The sequence below is a fragment of the Pedococcus aerophilus genome (assembly GCF_039532215.1).
GTDB classification, from domain to species: Bacteria; Actinomycetota; Actinomycetes; order Actinomycetales; family Dermatophilaceae; genus Pedococcus; species Pedococcus aerophilus.
Genome location: NZ_BAAARN010000001.1, coordinates 150,804 through 166,378, shown reverse-complemented (window position 1 = coordinate 166,378; position 15,575 = coordinate 150,804). Strand labels below are relative to the sequence as shown.

Sequence of the window (15,575 nt, the reverse complement as noted above, 5' to 3'; positions counted from 1 at the left end):
GTGCTTCCTTTCGGGTCAGGCGGAGAAGCGGTCGATGAGACCGATGCCGACGATGCAGGCGAACCAGACGATGCCGACAGCGACGGTGAAGCGGTCGAGGTTGCGCTCGGCGACGGACGAGGAGCCCAGCGAGGTGGACATGCCACCACCGAACATGTCGGACAGACCGCCACCCTTGCCCTTGTGCAGCAGGATCAGCAAGGTCAGGATCAGACCACCGATGACCAGCAGGACCTGCAGGCCAATGCGTACGGCTTCCACGGTTCACCCATCTTCGTCGACAACAGTTCGCCACCGAATCGGCAGCAGCGGTCAGGATACCTTCTCGCCACGCCGGGCTGAACCGACCGCGCCGATCTGGCTCAGCTGGTCTTGTTGTGGTCGCGGTAGCGGCAGATCGAGGAGAACTCCTCGGGGACGATCGAGGCGCCACCGACGAGTGCGCCGTCGACGTCCTCCTGGGCCATGATGGCGGCGACGTTGTTGGCCTTCACCGACCCGCCGTAGAGCACGCGCACCGCGTCCGCGAGGTCGCCCGAGTACAGCTCGGCGAGCTTGGTGCGGATGGCGGCACAGACCTCCTGCGCGTCCTCGGGCGTCGCGACCTCGCCGGTGCCGATCGCCCAGACCGGCTCGTAGGCGACGACGACGGACTTCGCCTGCTCGGCGGTGACCCCGGCGAGACCGGCCTCGACCTGCGCGAGGACGTGGGCGACGTGCTCACCGGCCTGACGGACCTCGAGGCCCTCCCCGACGCAGAAGATCGGTGTGAGTCCGTGCTTGTAGGCCATCTTCACCTTGGTGTTGACGACCTCGTCGGACTCCGCGTGGTACTCGCGCCGCTCGCTGTGCCCCACGGTGACGTAGGTGCAGCCGAGCTTGGCGAGGAACGCTCCCGAGATCTCCCCGGTGTAGGCACCCGGGTCGTGGGCGGACAGGTCCTGGGCCCCGTGGCGCAGCTCGAGCCGGTCGCCGTCGATGAGGGTCTGGACCGAACGCAGGTCGGTGAACGGCGGGAGGACGACGACCTCGACGGCCTTGAAGTCGTGCCGCCCGTCCTTGAGGGTCCAGTCGAGCTTCTGGACCAGGTGGGTGGCCTGGAGGTGGTCGAGGTTCATCTTCCAGTTGCCCGCCATGAGCGGGACACGGCCGGAGGTCTTGGCTGCCATCAGGCGGGGTCCTTCGTCTCGTCGAGCACGGTCAGGCCGGGGAGCTCCTTGCCCTCCAGGTACTCCAGGCTCGCCCCGCCACCGGTGGAGATGTGCCCGAACTGCGCGTCCTCGAAGCCGAGCTGGCGGACGGCGGCGGCGGAGTCGCCACCACCGACGACGGTGAGGGCGCCCTTCTGGGTGACCTCGACCAGGGCCTTGGCCACGGCAGCCGTGCCCGCGGCATACGGCTCCATCTCGAACGCGCCCATCGGCCCGTTCCAGAACACCGTCTTGCAGTCCTTGAGCTTCTCGGCGAACAGGACCCCGGACTCCGGTCCGATGTCCAGTCCCATCCGGTCAGCCGGTATGGCGCCGGCCGGCACCACGTCGTGCTCGGCGTCCGCCGAGAACTCGGTCGCGGCGACGATGTCGACGGGCAGGACGATCTCGACGCCACGCTCCTTGGCCTGCTCGATGTAGCCGCGGACGACGTCGAGCTGGTCGGCCTCGAGGAGGGACTTGCCCACCTCGTAGTCCTGGGCGGCCAGGAAGGTGAAGACCATGCCGCCGCCGATGAGCAGGCGGTCGGCGGTGCCGAGGAGGTTGTCGATGACCCCGAGCTTGTCGGACACCTTCGCGCCACCGAGCACCACGGCGTACGGGCGCTCGGGCTCCTCGGTGAGGCGCTTGAGCACGCCCACCTCGGTCTCGACGAGGCCACCCACGGCGGACGGCAGCAGCCGGGCGACGTCGTAGACGCTGGCCTGCTTGCGGTGCACGACCCCGAACCCGTCGGAGACGAAGACGTCGGCGAGCCCGGCGAGCTGGCCCGCGAACTCGGCCCGCTCCTCGTCCGTCTTGGCCGTCTCCCCCGCGTTGAACCGCAGGTTCTCGAGCAGCACGACGTCGCCGTCCTGCGCGCCGTCGACGGCCGAGCGGGCGCTGTCCCCCACCGTGTCCGTGGCGAAGGTGACGTCCCGGCCCAGCAGCTCGCCGAGGCGGGTCGCGACGGGAGCCAAGGAGTACTTGTCCTCCGGCGCGCCCTTGGGCCGCCCGAGGTGGGCGCACACGATGACGCGTGCGCCCGCCTCGGAGAGAGCCTTGATCGTCGGGACGGAGGCACGGATGCGGCCGTCGTCGGTGATCGTGGTGCCGTCGAGCGGCACGTTGAGGTCAGACCGGACGAGGACGCGCTTCCCGCGCAGGTCGCCCAGCTCGGAGATCGACTGCATGCGTCAGAGGGACTTGCCGACGAGCGTGACGAGGTCGGCGAGGCGGTTGGAGTAGCCCCACTCGTTGTCGTACCAGCCGATGACCTTGACCTGGTTGCCGATGACCTTGGTCAGGCCGGCGTCGAAGATGCACGAGGCCGGGTCGGTCTCGATGTCCTTGGAGACGATCGGGTCCTCGGTGTAGACCAGGACACCCTTGAGCGGGCCCTCGGCAGCCTTCTTGACGGCGGCGTTGACCTCCTCGGCGGTGACCTCGCGGCCGGCCTCGAAGGTGAGGTCGGTGGCCGAGCCGGTGGCGATCGGCACACGGAGGGCGAAGCCGTCGAGCTTGCCCTTGAGCTCCGGGAGGACCAGGCCGATGGCCTTGGCCGCACCGGTCGAGGTGGGGACGATGTTGAGGGCCGCGGCGCGGGCGCGACGCAGGTCCTTGTGCGGGGCGTCCTGGAGGTTCTGGTCCTGGGTGTAGGCGTGGATGGTTGTCATCAGGCCCTTGACGATGCCGAACTCGTCGTTGAGGACCTTGGCCATCGGGCCGAGGCAGTTCGTCGTGCAGGACGCGTTGGAGATGATGGTGTGCTTCGACGCGTCGTAGTCGCCGTCGTTGACACCCATGACGATGGTGATGTCCTCGTTGGAGGCCGGCGCGGAGATGATGACCTTCTTGGCGCCACCGTCGATGTGGGCCTTGGCCTTGGTCGCGTCGGTGAAGAAGCCGGTCGACTCGACGACGATGTCGGCGCCCACGGCGGCCCAGTCGATCTTGGCCGGGTCGCGCTCCTCGAAGACGCGGAAGGTCTTGCCCCCGGCGGTGATCGAGGTGTCGTCGTAGGTCACCTCACCCGGGAAGCGCCCGAGGATGGAGTCGTACTTGAGCAGGTGGGCGAGCGTCTTGTTGTCCATGAGGTCGTTGGTGGCCACGACCTCGATGTCGGCTCCCGACGCCACGACGGCGCGGAAGAAGTTGCGACCGATGCGGCCGAAGCCGTTGATGCCTACGCGAACAGTCACTGTGCCAGGTCCTTCTCAGGTGGGGACGGTGTGCCGCGTGACGCGGCACGTGGAGTCGTTCCCGACCCTATTGGATCGCCGTGTGGTGCCGACAGGACGGTCCGGTGTACGGGCGGGTAACCCTGGGACCCACTGGTCGACCTACTGGTCGCCGCCGAACAGGTCGCGCGTGTAGACCTTGTCCACGACGTCGGCGAGCTCGGGCACCACGCGGTTCGCGACGATGATGTCGGAGGCCGCCTTGAACTCGGCGAGGTCGCGCACGACCCGGGAGCCGAAGAAGTGGTCGTCGGCGACGGCGGGCTCGAAGACGATCACCTCGACGCCCTTGGCCTTGATGCGCTTCATGATCCCCTGCACGCTGCTGGCCCGGAAGTTGTCCGACTCCGCCTTCATGATGAGGCGGTGGATGCCCACGACGCCGGGGCGGCGGGACAGGATGTCGTTCGCCACGAAGTCCTTGCGCGTGGCGTTGGCGTTGACGATCGCCTCGACGAGGTTCTGCGGCACGTTCTGGTAGTTGGCCAGCAGCTGCTTGGTGTCCTTGGGCAGGCAGTAGCCGCCGTACCCGAAGGACGGGTTGTTGTAGTGGCTGCCGATGCGCGGGTCGAGGCCCACCCCGTCGATGATCTGTCGGCTGTCGAGGCCGTGGGTCGCCGCGAAGGTGTCGAGCTCGTTGAAGAACGCCACCCGCATCGCGAGGAAGGTGTTGGCGAAGAGCTTGATCGCCTCGGCCTCGGTGCTGTCCGTGAGCAGGACGGGCACGTCGTCCTCGAGCGCCGCCTCCGAGAGCAGGTCGGCGAAGTGCTGGGCCCGCTCGCTGCGCTCCCCCATGACGATGCGGGACGGGTGCAGGAGGTCCCACAGCGCCTTGCCCTCGCGCAGGAACTCCGGGCTGAAGACCACGGTGTCCAGGCCCAGGCGGTCCGAGACGTCGCGGGTGAAGCCGACCGGCACGGTGGACTTGACCACCAGGGTGGCCGACGGGTTGTGCGCCGCGGCGTCCTTGAGCACCGCCTCGACCGACGAGGTGTTGAAGTAGTTGGTGTCGGGGTCGTAGTCGGTGGGGGTGGCGACGACGACGAACTCCGCGCCCGCGTAGGCCTCCGCCGCCTCGGTCGTGAAGGTGAGGTCGAGGTCGTCGGTGGCGAGTGCCGCCTCGATCTCGGCGTCGTGGATGGGACTGCGCCCGTCCTTGAGGCCCGCGACACGAGCGGCGTCGATGTCGAGCGCCACCACCGGGTGGTGCCGGGACAGCAGCACCGCGATCGAGAGTCCGACGTACCCGGTGCCGACGACGGCGATCTGTGTCATGCGTCCAGCATGTCAGCGGTGAGGTTCGCGTCCGTACCGGGGATGCCGAGGTCCTGGGCTCGCTTGTCGGCCATCGCGAGCAGTCGGCGGATCCGCCCGGCGACCGCGTCCTTGGTCATCGGCGGCTGGGCGAGCTGGCCGAGCTCCTCCAGGGACGCCTGCTTGTGTTGGAGCCGCAGCTCCCCCGCCTCGCGGAGGTGGTCGGGGATCTCCTCGCCGAGGATCTCCATCGCCCGGTGGACCCGGGCCCCGGCTGCCACGGCGGCCCGGGCGGAGCGGCGCAGGTTGGCGTCGTCGAAGTTGGCCAGGCGGTTGGCGGTGGCCCGGACCTCGCGACGCATCCGGCGCTCCTCCCACGCCAGGACCGCCTCGTGGGCGCCGAGCCGGGTGAGCATCGCGCCGATGGCGTCACCGTCACGGATGACGACGCGGTCCACGCCACGCACCTCGCGGGCCTTGGCCTGGATGCCGAGGCGTCGGGCGGCACCGACGAGGGCCAGTGCGGCCTCCGGACCGGGGCAGGTGATCTCCAAGGCTGAGGACCGACCGGGCTCGGTGAGCGAACCGTGCGCGATGAAGGCACCGCGCCAGGCCGCCTCGGCGTCGCAGGCCGAGGCACTGACGACCTTGGGGGGCAGCCCACGGACCGGGCGACCCCGCGCGTCGATGAGACCGGTCTGGCGGGCCAGGGCCTCGCCGTCCTGGACCACGCGCACGACGTAGCGGCTGCCCTTGCGCAGGCCACCGGCCGCCAGCACGAGCACCTCGGACGGGTGGCCGTAGAGGTCGCCGATGTTCTTGCGGAGCCGCCGGGCCGCGTTGGCCGTGTCGAGCTCGGCCTCGACCACGATCCGCCCGCCGACGATGTGCAGTCCACCCGCGAACCGCAGGGTCGCCGCCACCTCCGACTTGCGGCAGCACGGTTTCGTGACGTCGAGTCTGCTCAGCTCGTCCTTGACCCGCGCCGTCATCGCCATGCCGTCATCCTGCCATCTCGCCGTGGTGCTTCGGTCGGGTCCGCGGACCCGGGGTGAACTGTTCTGCCGTCGGGGTGCCGCCCGACCCGGGTGGCCTCACCCGAAGATGTCACGGTACGCCGCGGCGAGCCGCAAGGAGTCGTGGTGGCCGGGCGCTCCGCGCTGGGCGATCGCCGCGACGACGACCTCTGCGCCGAGCCGGGCGGCGGCCTCGCGCAGCTGCGCCTCGTCGTCGACCGCACCGGGGTCGGCGAGCACGACGTCGAGTCTCAGCCGGGGCGCGTGGTCGGCCAGCGCGTCGACCTGGCGCGCGCACGAGAAGCCGGCGGTCTCCCCCGAGTGCTCGAGGTTGAGAGTCAGCAGCCGCTTGGCCGAGGTGTCGTGCAGGGCGTCGCGCAGCGCGGGGACCATCAGGTGGGGCATCACCGACGTGAACCACGACCCGGGACCGAGGATGACCCAGTCGGCCTCTCGGACGGCGTCGATGGTGTCGGGCGCCGACGGCGGGTCGGCCGGCTCGAGGGCGATGCTGCGCACCTGCCCACGGGTGCTCGCCACCGCGACCTGACCGCGCACCGTGTCCACCCGCTCCGGGTCGCCCGGGTCGGTGCCGGCGATCTGGGCGGTGATCTCCAGGGGGACGGCCGCCATGGGCAGCACCCGGCCGCGCGCGTTGAGCAGCCGGCCGACGAGGTCGAGCCCGGCGACGGGGTCGTGGTGCAGGTCCCACAGGGCGGCGATGAGGAGGTTGCCGAGGGCGTGACCACCCAGCGGTCCCTCCCCGCGGAACCGGTGCTGGAGGACGTCTCGCCAGGTGTGGCCCCACTCGGTGTCGTCGCACAGCGCGGTGAGCGCCATCCGCAGGTCGCCGGGCGGGAGGATCTCGAACTCGTCGCGCAACCGGCCGGACGAGCCGCCGTTGTCGGCCACCGTGACCACCGCGGTGATGTCGTCGCAGACGAGCTTGAGGGCCTCCAGCGACGCGGCCAGGCCGTGCCCCCCTCCGAGGGCGACGACCGCAGGACCCGTCACTCCTGCCCCAGGTCGCGGTGCACCACGAACGTCGCCACGTCGTCGCTGGTCAGCCGGGTCCGCAGCGCCTCGGCCACGGCCACCGAACGGTGCTTGCCGCCGGTGCACCCCACGGCGACCGTGGCGTACCGGCGCCCCTCGCGGACGTAGCCAGCCACCACGGGTTCCATCAGGGCGGCGACACGCTCCACGAACTCCGGCGCGCCTTCCTGGCCCAGCACGAACTCGGCGACCGGGGCGTCCTGACCGGTGAAGTTGCGCAGCTCGGGGATCCAGAACGGGTTGGGCAGGAAGCGCATGTCGAAGACGAAGTCGGCATCGAGCGGCACGCCGTACTTGAACCCGAACGACATCACCGCGATCCGCACCTTGGGCCCGGAATCGCCGTCAGCGAAGACCGGGTGCACCTTCTTGGCGAGCTGGTGGACGTTGAGGCCGGACGTGTCGATGACGACGTCAGCGACCGCCCTCAGGTCGGCGAGCAGCTCGCGCTCCCGCACGATCCCGTCGAGCAGGCGTCCCTCGCCCTGGAGCGGGTGCGGTCGACGCACCGACTCGAACCGGCGGACCAGGGCCTCGTCCGTCGCGTCGAGGAAGACGAGGTTGGGGTGCCAGTCGCGCAGCCGCAGCTCGTTGAGCGCGGTCTGCAGGTGGGCGAAGAACCCGCGAGCGCGGACGTCGACGACCGCGGCGATGCGCGGGAGGTCCGCGCTGCGGCCGACCCCGCTGGCCAGGTCGGCGAGCGAGACGAGCAGGTGCGGCGGCAGGTTGTCGACGACGTACCAGCCGGAGTCCTCCAGGACGTTGGCCGTCGTGGACCGCCCGGCCCCGCTCATGCCGGTGACGATGACGAGCTCGGGTCTGGGCGTCGTCGACCCGTCGTCGTCTGCTCCGGTGGAGCCTGTCCCTGGCGCGCTGGTCACTGCGCTGCTCCGTCCTCGTCGATGATCTCGCCGGTCATGAGGTTGACGGCTGGCGTGCCCGATCCCTGCGTGGCCAACTCTGCCGCAATCGTGGCCGCGAGCGCAGGCCCGATGCCAGAAACCTCGGTGAGCTCCTCGGCCGTCGCCGCCCGGATCTTCTTCACCGACCCGAAGTGGCGCAGCAGGGCCTTGCGCCGGGTCTCCCCCAGGCCCGGTATGGCGTCGAGCACGCTGGCGGTCATCGCCTTGGACCGGCGCTGGCGGTGGAAGGTGATGGCGAACCGGTGCGCCTCGTCGCGCAGCCGCTGCAGGAGGTACAGGCCCTCGCTCGTGCGCGGCAGGATGACGGGGTAGTCCTGGCCCGGCACCCACACCTCCTCGAGCCGCTTGGCGAGGCCGACCACGGCGATGTCGTCGATGCCCAGGGCCGCCAGCGCGGCCTTCGCGGCGTTGACCTGGGGCAGGCCACCGTCGACGACGACGAGGTTCGGCGGGTAGGCGAAGCGTTTCGGCTTCCCGGTGTCGGGGTCGATGCGCTCGGGTCCGGAGTCGGGGTCGCGTCCGAGCTCGAGGTCGCTGGACTGGTCCCGCTCCTCGAGGTAGCGGCTGAACCGACGTGTGAGGACCTCGTCCATGGCGGCGGTGTCGTCGACCTCCTCGCCGCGGATGACGAAGCGGCGGTACTCGCTCTTGCGGGCCAGGCCGTCCTCGAAGACGACCATCGAGCCGACGACCTGCGAGCCCTGGATGTGGCTGATGTCGTAGCACTCGACGCGCAGCGGGGCGTCGGGCAGGTCGAGGGTCTCCTGGAGCTGCTGGAGCGCCACGCTGCGGGCCGTGAGGTCGCCGGCCCGCGCGAGCTTGTGCCGGGCCAGCGACTGCTTGGCGTTGCGGTGCACCGTCTCCAGGAGCGTCTTCTTGTCGCCGCGCTGCGGCACCCGCAGGTCGACGTTCGACCCGCGTAGGGCGCTCAGCCACAACGAGACGGCCTCGGGGTCCTCGGGCAGGACGGGCACGAGGACCTCGCGAGGCACGCCCTCACCGGACTCGCCGCCATACACCTGCTGGAGGAGGTGCCGGACGATCTCGGGGACGGTCTCGGCGTCCATCTCGGCCACCCAGCCGCGCTGGCCCCGGACCCGGCCGCCGCGGACGTGGAACACCTGGACGGCGACCTCGAGGCCGTCGTCCTCGAGGGCGAAGACGTCTGCGTCCGTGCCGTCGCCGAGGACGACGGCTGACTTCTCCAGCGCCTTGCCGAGGGCGACGAGGTCGTCACGCAGGCGGGCAGCCTGCTCGAACTCGAGCTCCTTGGAGGCGTTGGCCATCTCGCGCTCGAGCCGCTTGACGAAGCGGGTGGTGTTGCCGGCCATGAAGTCGCAGAAGTCGTCGGCGATCTCGCGGTGCTCCTCGGGGCTGACCCGACCGACGCAGGGCGCCGAGCACTTGTCGATGTAGCCGAGCAGGCACGGACGGCCCACCTGGCCGGCGCGCTTGAAGACCCCCGACGAGCAGGTGCGTACCGGGAAGACTCGCAGCAGCAGGTCGAGCGTCTCGCGGATCGCCCAGGCATGGGCGTACGGCCCGAAGTAGCGGGTGCCCTTGCGCTTGGCGCCGCGCATGACCTGGGCGCGCGGGAACTCCTCGCCCATCGTCACGGCGAGGTAGGGGTAGGACTTGTCGTCGCGGTACTTGACGTTGAACCGCGGGTCGAACTCCTTGATCCAGGAGTACTCGAGCTGGAGGGCCTCGACCTCGGTCGACACGACGGTCCACTCGACGCTGGCCGCGGTGGTGACCATGGTCGCGGTCCGCGGGTGCAGGGCGGAGAGGTCCTGGAAGTAGGAGGAGAGCCGGGGCCGGAGCGACTTGGCCTTGCCGACGTAGATGACGCGTCGCGCCGAGTCCCTGAACCGGTAGACGCCCGGGTCCACCGGGATCTCCCCCGGCGCAGGACGGTAGGTCGACGGATCAGCCACGGCACCACTCTATGGAGCGGCACCGACGCCGCCCACGTCGAGGGGTGTGCCCCGCGGACCGCGGAGCACACCCCCGGCCGACGCCGTTGTCGACTCAGCTGACGGAGATCCCGTCGCCGCTCACGGTGACCGACTTCTCGGGGAGCGGGGACGTGGCCGGGCCGTTCTTGACGGCACCGGTGGTGATGTCGAACTTGCTGCCGTGGCAGGCGCAGTTGATCGTGCCGTCGGCGACGTCCGCGACCACGCACGACTGGTGCGTGCAGACGGCGCTGAACGCCTTGAACTCCCCCGAGGCGGGCTGGGTGACGACGACCTTATGGTCCGGGAACACCTTGCCACCGCCCACGGGGATCGTCGCCTTCGAGATGGCGTCCTTGACGGCGTCGGTCGCGGCGTTGGACGCGCTGCTCGCCACGTCGTTGGCCGCCTGCTCGGCCGCGCCGCACCCGCTCAGGGCGACGGCGCCGATGCCCGCTGAGGCCAGCAGCACCCGACGGCTCGGACCGGTGGCCGCCAGGGGGGAGGTGGACGGTGCCGTGGTGGGCTCGTCGGTGTGGGTCATGGGTACGCCTTTCGGTGGGATGGCCCCTCGCTGAGGACAGACACGTGGTGCCAAGTATGCAGCGCCACACTGTGTAGACGAGTGAGGAGCCCGTGGAGTTCGCCTTGCGGGACACGGGTTCTCACGGTCCCACCCGTGGCGCTCGCCCGGCGCAGATCGGTTTCTCGTTTCCCTACACCGCCGGAGGATGTCGCCGTCTCGTTGCGCCAAACAGCAAGACCTGTGATAACGACACGGTCACGCCTGAGGCCGAAGTCCCCAACCCCGCGACCTCCGGGGTCATAGTCTGCCCATACCCCAACCGGGGACCGTGGGCGCTGTGACCCTGCCGCCTCCACGTGCACCATGTGACTTCAGGAGGAGTCTTGCGTTCCGTGTTCAAGATTGGCGCGCCCCTCGTGGCGGCCGCGCTCGCGCTGAGTGCCTGTGGCGGCACCACCAACGACGCCGAGTCCACCAGCGGTGGCAAGGCCTGCGACCTCAAGATCGGCTTCTTCGGTGCACTGACCGGTGACGCCGCCAACCTCGGCATCAACATCAAGAACGGTGCCGAGCTCGCCGTCAACCAGTACAACGAGAAGAACGCCGACTGCAAGGTCACCCTGACCTCGTTCGACAGCCAGGGCGACCCGGCCATCGCGCCCGGTCTGGCCCAGAAGGCCGTCACCGACAAGAAGCTCGTCGGCATCGTCGGCCCCGCGTTCTCCGGTGAGTCCAAGGCGGCCGACCCGATCTTCGAGCAGGCTGGCCTGAACACCATCTCGGCCTCCGCCACCAACCCGGCGCTGTCCGAGAACGGCTGGAAGACCTTCCACCGCATCCTCGGCAACGACGCCACGCAGGGCCCGGCGGCTGCCAAGTACATCAAGGACATCCTCAAGGCCGACAAGGTCTTCGTCTCCGACGACACCTCGGAGTACGGCAAGGGCCTGGCCGACATCGTGAAGAAGGACCTCGGTTCGGCTGTGGCCGGCACCGACCAGACTGCTGCCGACGGCAAGCAGGACGACTTCTCCGCGACGGTCACCAAGGCCAAGTCCTCGGGCGCCACCGTGTTCTTCTACGGCGGCTACTACTCCAACGCCTCCAAGCTCGCCAAGCAGCTGAAGGACGGTGGCTTCACCGGCACCTTCGTCGCGGCTGACGGCGTCAAGGACGACGGCTTCATCAAGGGCGCCGGCGCGGCGGCCGAGGGTGCCATCATCACCTGCCCGTGCCTCCCCCCGGACAAGGCTCCGGAGTTCGTCGAGGCCTACAAGAAGGCCTACAACTCCGAGCCCGCCACCTACTCGGCCGAGGCCTACGACGCGGCCAACGTCTTCCTCGCCGGCATCGCCGCGGGCAAGACCGCGTCGGCGGACATGACCGCGTTCATCGGTTCCTACTCGGCCCAGGGCGTCACCAAGAACGTCAAGTTCGACGCCAAGGGCGAGCCGGCCGAGGTGTCGGTCTGGGCCTACAAGGTCACCGACGGCAAGATCGTCCCGGACCAGGAAATCAAGTAGTTCCACGCGTAGCGGCCAAGGCTCTCGGCATCGGGGGCCTTGGCCGCTACCGTGTTCCCACCCGGACGCGCGGGACCAGCCTGGTCTTTCCCCTGACCCAGGTTTGAGACGCCCCCCTACTCGGAGGTCTGATGGATCTTCTGCTCAACAACTTCTGGGAACTCACGATCACCGGGCTGGCCTACGGAGCCATCTACGCCCTCATCGCCCTGGGTTACACGCTCGTCTACGGCGTCCTTCGCCTGATCAACTTCGCGCACTCCGAGGTCTTCATGTACGGAGGCTTCGCCTCGGTCTGGATCCTCACCGCCCTCGGTGCGAGCAAGGCGACCGGACTCGGCACCGCCGGCTTCCTCGTCGTCGCCTTCGCGACCGCCATGGCGATGTCGGCGCTGGTCGCCCTCGTCCTGGAGTTCGTGGCCTACCGTCCACTGCGCAAGCGCAACTCTCCCCCGCTCATCGCCCTCATCTCGGCGATCGGCGCATCGTTCGCCCTCGCCGAGGCCATGGGTCTGCGCGACAAGCCCTTCAAGTGGTTCGGCGCCGACGCCGACTTCGTCGAGTACGTCGGTCGGCCCCGTGAGGCGTCGCCGTTCCCGCTCGGCATCGAGACCACCCGGTTGTTCTACATCTTCGACTACCACGTCTCGAACATCGACCTCATCGTCCTCGGTGCGGCGATCGTCATGATGGTCGTCCTCGACCAGTTCGTCAGCCGGTCCCGCCTGGGCCGCGGCATCCGCGCCGTCGCCCAGGACCCCGAGGCCGCTGCCCTCATGGGCGTCAACCGGGACCGCGTCATCCGCCTCACCTTCGTCCTCGGTGGTGCGATGGCCGGAGCTGCCGCGGTCATGTACCTGCTCAAGGTCGGCCAGATCCGGTACAACTCGGGCTTCATCCTCGGCGTCAAGGCCTTCACCGCCGCCGTCCTCGGCGGCATCGGCAACCTGCGGGGCGCCCTGCTGGGTGGCTTCGTCCTCGGCGTCGCCGAAAACTACGGCCAGGCCGTCTTCGGTGGGGAGTGGCGCGACGTCGTCGCATTCACGCTCCTGGTCGTCATCCTCCTGTTCCGCCCGACCGGCCTGCTCGGTGAGTCCCTCGGAAAGGCACGCGCATGAACGCCGTCAGGAACTTCCTCCACGGGGTGGGTGACCGCTTCCGCGCGCTGCCCCGCTGGGCCAAGATCGTCCTTGCCATCGCGGCGGCGCTCTTCGTCTACCTCCTGCCGATCATCAACCCGCCGCTCATCACGACGACGGACTCCGACTTCGGTGCCGTCCTGTTCCTCTGTGCGCTGTACGCCCTGGTCGCGATCGGGCTCAACATCGTCATCGGGTACGCAGGTCTGCTCGACCTCGGCTACATCGGCTTCTTCGCCATCGGCGCCTTTACCGTGGGCATCCTCGGTTCGGCGCACGGCAACATCCCGCTGCTGCTGTGCATCCCGATCGCGATGGCCGTCACGCTGTTCTCCGGCATCGTCCTCGGCGCACCGACGCTGCGGGTGCGGGGCGACTACCTCGCCATCGTGACGCTGGGCTTCGGTGAGATCGTCCGCCTCGTCCTCGTGAACGCCGACGGCCTCACCGGCGGCTCGCGCGGCATCTCCAACATCCCGACTCCCCCGAGCCTGGACCTGTTCGGGGTGCCGCACCTGGTGTGGGACGGTTTCGTCGCGAAGATCGACCTGAGCAACCAGACCCGGTTCATCGAGTTCTCGGTGACCGACTCGATCCCGTACTACTGGCTGGCCCTCACCCTGGTCTTCATCGTCCTGTTCCTCGACTGGCGGATGCAGAACTCCCGCGTCGGCCGGGCCTGGGAGGCGACGCGTGAGGACGAGGACGCCGCCGAGCTCATGGGCGTACCCACCTTCCGGTTCAAGCTGCTGGCCTTCGCCACCGGCGCGGCCGTCGGTGGGCTCTCCGGGGCGCTGTTCGCCACCAAGCAGCAGTTCATCAACCCCGACAACTTCACGATCCTGTACTCCGTGCTCTTCGTCGCCATGGTCGTCGTCGGTGGCCAGGGCAACCGGTGGGGCGTCATCCTCGCCGCCGCCCTGCTCACGTGGGCGCCCGAGAAGTTCCGCTTCCTGTCGGACGCGCGCTTCCTGCTCTTCGGGCTCGCGCTGATGGCCTTGGCCATCTTCCGCCCGCAGGGCCTGCTGCCGCCGCGCAGATCGGTCCGCGCCAAGCGGGCAGACGAAGAAACCGAGGTCCTCGAGGAAGGGGCAGCGCATGCCTGACACGACTGCCGGCTCGAGCGGCGCGGACGAGACCCGCGGCGCCCGCGTCGACGACGACACCCCCCTGGCCCCCGACGAGGAGGCCGTGCCCGACACGTCGGTCGACATCTCCGTCGAGGAGGTCGCCGACCTCCCGAAGGGCAAGATGCTCGAGGTCGACGACGTCACCCTCCGCTTCGGCGGTGTCACGGCGCTCGACGGGGTCTCGTTCCACATCAACACCGGCGAGATCCTCGGCCTGATCGGTCCCAACGGTGCCGGCAAGACCACGTGCTTCAACGTGATGACCGGCGTCTACCAGCCCACCTCGGGTGGGGTGAAGTTCATGGGTGAGCCGCTGGGTCGTCGCAAGAAGTTCCAGATCACCAAGATGGGCATCGCCCGCACCTTCCAGAACATCCGTCTGTTCCACAACATGACGGCCTTGGAGAACGTGCTCGTCGGGGCCGACGCCCACCACTCCACCGGAATGGGCTCGGCGCTGCTGCGGCTGCGCAAGCACCACGAGGAGGAGAAGGAGGGGATGGAGCGGGCCTACGAGCTGCTCAAGTTCATGGGCCTGGAGAAGCGCGCCGACGAGCTCGCGCGCAACCTCCCCTACGGCGACCAGCGTCGTCTGGAGATCGCCCGGGCCCTGGCGACCAACCCCAAGCTCCTCTGCCTCGACGAGCCGGCTGCCGGCTTCAACCCGGCGGAGAAGGCTCGCCTCATGGAGCTCATCCGGTCCATCCGCGACCAGGGCTACACCGTGCTCCTCATCGAGCACGACATGAAGCTCGTCATGGGTGTCACCGACCGGATCGTCGTGCTCGAGTTCGGCAAGAAGATCGCCGAGGGCGTCCCGTCGGAGATCCAGAACAACCCGGCGGTCATCGCCGCCTACCTGGGAGTTGATGAAGATGCTTCTTGAGGTCGACGACCTCTGTGTCAACTACGGGCGCATCGAGGCCATCCGCAACATCTCCTTCACCATCGATGAGGGTGAGATCGTCACCCTCATCGGGGCCAACGGTGCCGGCAAGACGACGACCATGAAGACCGTGTCGGGCCTGCGACCGGTCCGGCAGGGCACGATCAAGTTCCAGGGGCAGGACATCACCGCGATGCCTCCCCACGAGCGACCCGTGCTGGGCATCGCGCAGTCCCCCGAGGGCCGCGGCTGCTTCATCGGGATGACCGTGCAGGAGAACCTCGACATGGGCGCCTACGCGCGCCCCGACCGCAAGTCCCCGAAGATCGGGCAGGACCGCGACCGCGTGTTCGGCCTCTTCCCGCGGCTCGCGGAACGACGCACCCAGGTAGCCGGCACGATGTCCGGTGGCGAGCAGCAGATGCTGGCGATGGGGCGCGCCCTCATGGCCAACCCCAAGCTGCTCCTGCTGGACGAGCCGTCGATGGGCCTGGCACCCAAGCTGATCCAGCAGATCTTCGACATCATCACCGAGATCAACAACCAGGGCACGACGGTGCTGCTCGTCGAGCAGAACGCCGCGCAGGCGCTCAAGCGCGCCGACCGCGCCTACATCCTCGAGACCGGCGAGATCGTCCGCGAGGGCTCCGGCAAGGAGCTCGCCAACGACCCGGCGGTCAAGGCCGCCTACCTCGGCGGCGACGTCTGAGACCGGCATGGCGCCCGGGTCACCC

General features: G+C 69.2%; 15 protein-coding genes. 5 read left to right on the top strand and 10 right to left on the bottom strand.

Features of this window, described 5'->3' with window-relative positions; genetic code table 11:
• Nucleotides 1-15: 15 nt before the first annotated feature.
• The 10 genes from secG to ABD286_RS00695 form a co-directional block, all read right to left on the bottom strand.
• Nucleotides 16-261, bottom strand: coding sequence for a preprotein translocase subunit SecG (gene secG, locus ABD286_RS00740; RefSeq protein WP_344189287.1), 246 nt, complete (start codon nt 259-261; stop codon nt 16-18).
• A 101-nt stretch (nt 262-362) separates the two neighbouring features.
• On the bottom strand, nt 363-1,169 hold the full coding sequence (gene tpiA, locus ABD286_RS00735) for a triose-phosphate isomerase (protein WP_344189284.1): 807 nt from the start codon (nt 1,167-1,169) through the stop codon (nt 363-365).
• Nucleotides 1,169-2,383: a phosphoglycerate kinase gene (locus ABD286_RS00730; protein ID WP_344189282.1), complete on the bottom strand. Its 1,215-nt coding sequence runs from the start codon at nt 2,381-2,383 to the stop codon at nt 1,169-1,171. Before ABD286_RS00730 ends, tpiA begins: the two co-directional genes overlap by 1 nt.
• Before the next feature lie 3 nt (nt 2,384-2,386).
• Nucleotides 2,387-3,391, bottom strand: coding sequence for a type I glyceraldehyde-3-phosphate dehydrogenase (gene gap, locus ABD286_RS00725; protein ID WP_344189280.1), 1,005 nt, complete (start codon nt 3,389-3,391; stop codon nt 2,387-2,389).
• Nucleotides 3,392-3,532: 141 nt separating this feature from the next.
• Nucleotides 3,533-4,705 (bottom strand): nucleotide sugar dehydrogenase, encoded by a 1,173-nt coding sequence (locus ABD286_RS00720; RefSeq protein WP_344189278.1) that lies wholly within the window; start codon nt 4,703-4,705, stop codon nt 3,533-3,535.
• Nucleotides 4,702-5,682, bottom strand: coding sequence for a DNA-binding protein WhiA (gene whiA / locus ABD286_RS00715; protein ID WP_344189276.1), 981 nt, complete (start codon nt 5,680-5,682; stop codon nt 4,702-4,704). Before whiA ends, ABD286_RS00720 begins: the two co-directional genes overlap by 4 nt.
• A 96-nt stretch (nt 5,683-5,778) precedes the next feature.
• Entirely contained in the window at nt 5,779-6,714 is a 936-nt protein-coding gene (locus ABD286_RS00710; RefSeq protein WP_344189274.1) for a gluconeogenesis factor YvcK family protein, read from the bottom strand.
• Nucleotides 6,711-7,637, bottom strand: a complete 927-nt coding sequence (gene rapZ / locus ABD286_RS00705) for an RNase adapter RapZ (protein WP_425565295.1) — start codon at nt 7,635-7,637, stop codon at nt 6,711-6,713. The genes ABD286_RS00710 and rapZ overlap by 4 nt, the downstream gene beginning before the upstream one ends.
• Nucleotides 7,634-9,616 (bottom strand): excinuclease ABC subunit UvrC, encoded by a 1,983-nt coding sequence (uvrC, locus tag ABD286_RS00700; protein WP_344189272.1) that lies wholly within the window; start codon nt 9,614-9,616, stop codon nt 7,634-7,636. The genes rapZ and uvrC overlap by 4 nt, the downstream gene beginning before the upstream one ends.
• 94 nt (nt 9,617-9,710) lie before the next feature.
• Nucleotides 9,711-10,181 (bottom strand): Rieske (2Fe-2S) protein, encoded by a 471-nt coding sequence (locus ABD286_RS00695; protein ID WP_344189270.1) that lies wholly within the window; start codon nt 10,179-10,181, stop codon nt 9,711-9,713.
• Nucleotides 10,182-10,555: 374 nt separating this feature from the next.
• Here ABD286_RS00695 and ABD286_RS00690 point away from each other — a divergent pair, with 374 nt between their 5' ends.
• The 5 genes from ABD286_RS00690 (at nt 10,556) to ABD286_RS00670 (ending at nt 15,550) form a co-directional block, all read left to right on the top strand.
• Nucleotides 10,556-11,686, top strand: a complete 1,131-nt coding sequence (locus ABD286_RS00690; protein WP_344189268.1) for a branched-chain amino acid ABC transporter substrate-binding protein — start codon at nt 10,556-10,558, stop codon at nt 11,684-11,686.
• Between the two features lie 131 nt (nt 11,687-11,817).
• Nucleotides 11,818-12,804 (top strand): branched-chain amino acid ABC transporter permease, encoded by a 987-nt coding sequence (locus ABD286_RS00685; RefSeq protein WP_344189266.1) that lies wholly within the window; start codon nt 11,818-11,820, stop codon nt 12,802-12,804.
• Nucleotides 12,801-13,931, top strand: a complete 1,131-nt coding sequence (locus ABD286_RS00680; protein WP_344189264.1) for a branched-chain amino acid ABC transporter permease — start codon at nt 12,801-12,803, stop codon at nt 13,929-13,931. Before ABD286_RS00685 ends, ABD286_RS00680 begins: the two co-directional genes overlap by 4 nt.
• Nucleotides 13,924-14,841: an ABC transporter ATP-binding protein gene (locus tag ABD286_RS00675; protein ID WP_425565294.1), complete on the top strand. Its 918-nt coding sequence runs from the start codon at nt 13,924-13,926 to the stop codon at nt 14,839-14,841. The genes ABD286_RS00680 and ABD286_RS00675 overlap by 8 nt, the downstream gene beginning before the upstream one ends.
• Nucleotides 14,831-15,550, top strand: coding sequence for an ABC transporter ATP-binding protein (locus tag ABD286_RS00670; RefSeq protein ID WP_344193189.1), 720 nt, complete (start codon nt 14,831-14,833; stop codon nt 15,548-15,550). The genes ABD286_RS00675 and ABD286_RS00670 overlap by 11 nt, the downstream gene beginning before the upstream one ends.
• Nucleotides 15,551-15,575 lie beyond the last annotated feature (25 nt).

Coding starts and splice junctions, on each gene's coding strand:
- ABD286_RS00680 (WP_344189264.1), top strand. CDS start 12,801: ATGAACGCCGTCAGGAACTTCCTCCACGGGGTGGGTGACCGCTTCCGC.
- ABD286_RS00730 (WP_344189282.1), bottom strand. CDS start 2,383: ATGCAGTCGATCTCCGAGCTGGGCGACCTGCGCGGGAAGCGCGTCCTC.
- ABD286_RS00685 (WP_344189266.1), top strand. CDS start 11,818: ATGGATCTTCTGCTCAACAACTTCTGGGAACTCACGATCACCGGGCTG.
- ABD286_RS00670 (WP_344193189.1), top strand. CDS start 14,831: ATGCTTCTTGAGGTCGACGACCTCTGTGTCAACTACGGGCGCATCGAG.
- whiA (WP_344189276.1), bottom strand. CDS start 5,682: ATGGCGATGACGGCGCGGGTCAAGGACGAGCTGAGCAGACTCGACGTC.
- tpiA (WP_344189284.1), bottom strand. CDS start 1,169: ATGGCAGCCAAGACCTCCGGCCGTGTCCCGCTCATGGCGGGCAACTGG.
- ABD286_RS00675 (WP_425565294.1), top strand. CDS start 13,924: ATGCCTGACACGACTGCCGGCTCGAGCGGCGCGGACGAGACCCGCGGC.
- ABD286_RS00695 (WP_344189270.1), bottom strand. CDS start 10,181: ATGACCCACACCGACGAGCCCACCACGGCACCGTCCACCTCCCCCCTG.
- ABD286_RS00720 (WP_344189278.1), bottom strand. CDS start 4,705: ATGACACAGATCGCCGTCGTCGGCACCGGGTACGTCGGACTCTCGATC.